The organism is Dyadobacter sp., assembly GCF_051859145.1.
GTDB lineage: Bacteria > Bacteroidota > Bacteroidia > Cytophagales > Spirosomataceae > Dyadobacter.
In genome coordinates this window covers 3,707-7,860 of sequence record NZ_JBHYGF010000193.1, presented here as the reverse complement: position 1 = coordinate 7,860, position 4,154 = coordinate 3,707, and the positions used below count along the sequence as shown (strand labels likewise).

General features: G+C 43.0%; 5 protein-coding genes. 1 reads left to right on the top strand and 4 read right to left on the bottom strand.

The genetic code is table 11. The annotated features are described in order from the left end of the window. Positions 1-292 precede the first annotated feature (292 nt). The 3 genes from ACTIE6_RS12465 to ACTIE6_RS12455 all read right to left on the bottom strand — a co-directional run bounded on the left by ACTIE6_RS12465 (position 293) and on the right by ACTIE6_RS12455 (position 3,269). Positions 293-1,069: a LytR/AlgR family response regulator transcription factor gene (locus ACTIE6_RS12465; protein WP_439556949.1), complete on the bottom strand. Its 777-nt coding sequence runs from the start codon at positions 1,067-1,069 to the stop codon at positions 293-295. After that, positions 1,053-2,501, bottom strand: a complete 1,449-nt coding sequence (locus ACTIE6_RS12460; RefSeq protein WP_439556948.1) for a histidine kinase — start codon at positions 2,499-2,501, stop codon at positions 1,053-1,055. Before ACTIE6_RS12460 ends, ACTIE6_RS12465 begins: the two co-directional genes overlap by 17 nt. 174 nt (positions 2,502-2,675) lie before the next feature. After that, positions 2,676-3,269, bottom strand: coding sequence for a 3-keto-disaccharide hydrolase (locus ACTIE6_RS12455; RefSeq protein WP_439556951.1), 594 nt, complete (start codon positions 3,267-3,269; stop codon positions 2,676-2,678). 137 nt (positions 3,270-3,406) lie between these two features. Here ACTIE6_RS12455 and ACTIE6_RS12450 point away from each other — a divergent pair, with 137 nt between their 5' ends. Continuing rightward, the gene (locus ACTIE6_RS12450) at positions 3,407-3,919 is read left to right on the top strand and encodes a fasciclin domain-containing protein (RefSeq protein ID WP_439556947.1); all 513 of its coding nucleotides are present in this window, start codon (positions 3,407-3,409) and stop codon (positions 3,917-3,919) included. A 63-nt stretch (positions 3,920-3,982) separates the two neighbouring features. On the opposite strand, the gene ACTIE6_RS12445 is transcribed toward ACTIE6_RS12450, so the two are convergent. Next, positions 3,983-4,154 (bottom strand): nucleoside-diphosphate kinase (locus ACTIE6_RS12445; RefSeq protein WP_439556950.1); only part of this gene is annotated, 172 nt, incomplete at its 5' end.

The following is a 4,154-nucleotide window of genomic DNA, read 5'->3' as shown; positions in this document are numbered from 1 at the left end:
CAAAACAATTGAACAATACTAAAAGGATCTTATCAATTCCGGACAAAATCTAATCTCCTCGGCTGTTCGGGAATCACTTATATACCGACCTGTACGCTGAGCAAGTTAATTATGTGCCGAAATCCAGAAAAAAAATTGCATTTCAACTTATAAGAAACACAACAAACCTACTGACGAACAGGAGATTATCTTCCTAAAATTCTAATGGAATTGTAAACAGGGGCGCAATTTAGGAATAAGTATTGCCTCTACAAAATCAATCGTTCACAAGGAGTTAAGCTAACCGAGCCGGTTAATTATCAAGAAGATGACGTATAGCGTCGTTGTAAGTACTGCCACTTGTAACCTGTGAGGATTTACGGTCGCGCATGTTCATCACATACTTTCCATTGAAATGCTTCTGGATTTCCTTGATGTGGTGGGTATTAACAATGGCGGCGCGGCTGACACGCAAATAATGTTTCGGCAGTTTTTCTTCCAGCGAAGTGAGCGTGTAATTAAGAAGGTACTTCTGTCCGTCGAGTGTATTCAGGAAAACATATTTTTCTTCTGCCTCAAAGTGCGTGATATCTGTCAGCGGTACCAGCAAGATCCGGTCGCCGGATTTAACCGATAATGAAAAAATCTCCTTTTTCGGCTTCATTTCTTCAAGCAGCCGAAGCAGGTTTTCAGAGTAAGGATTTGCAGCCCCAGCGTCAGCAGCCTTCGTGATATTGCGGATCTTGTCAATTGTTTTAAGTAAACGCTCATTTTCGACGGGTTTCAAAAGATAATCAACCGAGTTTTCCTCAAATGCGCGGATTGCATACTGGTCGTAAGCGGTTGAAAAAACCACAAGCGGCATTTTTGAAAGTTTTGAAAGCATTTCAAATCCATTCAGCAGTGGCATTTCGATATCCAGGAAAATTACATCCGGATCGTGTTTGTTGATCTCGATCAATCCCTCTGCGCCGTTTTTTGCCTCCGATACAATTTCAAAGCTGCCCGAATGCTTTTCTAGCAATCTTCTCAGGCGGCTCAATGCGAGTGGCTCGTCGTCTATCAGAATGGTTTTAAGAGGAAACTGCATGGTAAAGATTTTGATGTTGTCCGATTGCTGATCTTTGAATGCCGATATTTACAGTTTTGGCGGGTTCATTGTGAAGTTCGATCCTGGCCTGTTCCCCGTAGATCAATTTTAGCTTATCCTGGATACTTTTGATCCCGTACCCTGCTCCCATTGTTTCGGGAAACGGAGGTCCATTGTCATGCACACAGAGATGCAACCAGTCTTTTTCTTCATAAATTTTTACTACAATATTCCCGGCCTCCGCCATTCGGGAAACACCATGCTTGATCGCGTTCTCGACAATAGGCTGTAAAATAAACTTGGGGATTTGCAGCTGGCTTAACTCATTTTCTCTCACTTCCACACTAAAATGCAGCCTGTCGCCGAACCTTACCTTTTCTACCTGCAGATAAGTTTCTACCATTTCCAATTCATTCTCAATGGTGTCAAAGTAATCGTTGGTTTTCCTGCCAGTAGTATACCTGAAAAGTTTGGACAGCAGCAGCGTCATCTCTTCGGCTTTGTCGGGATCTTCGTGCACCAGACTGGCAATGCTATTGAGTGAATTATAAAGGAAATGGGGATTAATGCGTGCCTGCAATGCATCCAGCTCTGCGCGGGTTTTCAGTTTTTCAAGATTTAAAAGCTGATATTCCTGATCTGATATTTTTCGCGAAAGCTGCTGGCCGGCTCTTTTTAGATAGTAAAACGCATTGGCAACCGAAATTGGCCCCCATATATACCAGTACCAGGGTGCATTCTGCGCAGCCTCCTCGGGATAGCGGTTACCGTAAGCAATGAAAATTTCGGTTCCGAAGTAGGTGAAGAAGAAAATACCGAAAAGGATGTTTGTGACAGCTATCACAAATGTGAGTATCAGATGTTTCAGCCAAAGCTTTTTCAGGAAAACATCCATGAACTGCGTCAAACCCTGCGTAAAGAGGATGGTCAGAATGCCGGAAAGTACTCCGTTTACGACCAGGAATTGATATAATGTGACCCTGATAGGTTCCTCTGCATAGAAGATCTCAGCTGAGAAAAAGAGAATCGCATTCATTCCGTACAGGAACAATGCGCCCAGGAGCACTGCGACGCAAGTACCTATCCAACCTTTATTTTGAAGTATGCCGACCAGACTGATATCCTGCCACCGGAAAGAACGCTCATTGGAAGTATAGCTGAAATTGGCGCCTTCTACCTTCGCGCCTGTCAGGTCCACATTCAGCAGACTGCTAAAACTCAGGTCTGCATTGGTCAAGTCCGAATTCCGGAAAGTAGTACGGTCGAGTGCAGAAAAACGCAACTTCGCATTGCGCAAATTGGCGCCGTCGAAATTGGTATCCGTTAAACTGGAAAAGCTGAAATCCGCATTTTCCAGGTTCATGTTACTAAAATCCCGTCCGTCCAGGGAAGAAGCCTGCATTTGCAACGGTTTCACATCGCGACTATCCATTCTGACACAAAAAGGCAAAAGTGGAAACAAAGAATGGTAATAAGTAAAAAAGCTTCATGGCTAACAGATTGCGTAATAATTGACACAAATCTATTTTCCATGAAGCTTTTTGGTAAGTTAAATCCGACGAACTACCAGCTTACCGGTATGAATCCCGCCGATACAGGAATAAGCTTACAGTTCTTCAAGCATAATGTTTTTCCACCGCACTTTAATGCCGCCGCCATCGTGGATCTGCAAAGCGATAGAACCGTCGCCGGCACCGATCTTGGCATCTTCAAAGTTCACCATTTCGTTTCCATTCAGCCAGGTTTGTACTTTGTCTCCATTGGCGCGGATGCGGAGTGTATTCCATTCGCCCATTTTCAAGAATCCTTCTTTTTCATCCGGAATCTGAACCAGCCAGTTACGACCGTACGATTCGTAGATTCCACCTGTATCATGATTTGGCGGAGCAACTTCAACCTGCCAGCCTGATACCTTCGTGCCGGTTACTGTTGAGCGGAAGAAAACGCCGCTGTTCCCATTTGCTTCCTGCTTGAATTGTAGCGACAGGTCAAAATTCTTGTAAAACTTGTTGGTAGTTAGGTAACCATATTGTTTATCTGGACCGCTTTCGCAAACGAGCTCGCCTTTTTCAACGTACCACTTCTCGGTACCATTTATTTTCCAGCCTGTTAAGTCCTTTCCATTGAAAAGTTTGACAGGTTTTTTAAGAAATTCTCCGCCAGTTTCTGTAGACACTAAAAATGCCGAGTTAACGAACATAATGGCGCAGCAAATGAGAAGTAATTGTCTTGTTTTTAACATATTGATCTTGGGATTAGGATTAAAAAAAATGTGAGTGAAAGACTGTTAAAATACATTTTCCATTAGTTTTACGGAAAATAACTATTTGGAAAGCTATGAAAAAAAACCGTTTTGTAGGGCGTTGGGCAGCATTTTTTTTGATTGCAACATCAATTTCCAGTACCGTTCTCTCGTGTAAAGAAGATGAAAAAGACAAGGTAAAACCAAAAACCATTACGGACGTGATCCTCGAAAATGATCAGTTCAGTATACTAAGGGATATCATGATCCACGCGGGAATGAGCGATGCGCTGAGATCAGAAAACCTGACCGTTTTTGCACCTGATAACAATGCGTTTGGCAAGGCTAATATCAGTGCAACTCTAATTACTCAGCTTCCAAAGGATTCTGCCAAGCTTTTCCTCCAAAATCATATCTTAAAAAACAGAACTAAATTATCTGACCTGAAAGTGGGCGAGCAGGTTACTTTGAGTAAGGCAAAGGTGAATATCACCAGAGTTGACAGCATAGTTTCGATCAACAAATCCGACGTAGTGATCCCGAATGTGAATGCGGATAATGGCGTGATCCACGTGATCGACAGTGTAGTAGTTAGAAAGTTTTTGTAAAAAAATCCATAAAAAAGCCGCTGCTACATTCGTAACAGCGGCTTTTTTATGCTCTAACCTATATCAGAACTGCTCGGAAGAATCAAAGAAGAAGCTACCTTCAATCTCTGCATTCTCATCTGAGTCTGACCCGTGGATCGCATTGGCCTCCATTGATTTTGCATACAGTTTCCGGATAGTACCCTCTTCTGCATTTGCAGGGTTGGTTGCCCCGATCAATGTGCGGAAATCTGCA

Coding starts and splice junctions, on each gene's coding strand:
- ACTIE6_RS12465 (WP_439556949.1), bottom strand. CDS start 1,069: ATGCAGTTTCCTCTTAAAACCATTCTGATAGACGACGAGCCACTCGCA.
- ACTIE6_RS12460 (WP_439556948.1), bottom strand. CDS start 2,501: ATGGATAGTCGCGATGTGAAACCGTTGCAAATGCAGGCTTCTTCCCTG.
- ACTIE6_RS12455 (WP_439556951.1), bottom strand. CDS start 3,269: ATGTTCGTTAACTCGGCATTTTTAGTGTCTACAGAAACTGGCGGAGAA.
- ACTIE6_RS12450 (WP_439556947.1), top strand. CDS start 3,407: ATGAAAAAAAACCGTTTTGTAGGGCGTTGGGCAGCATTTTTTTTGATT.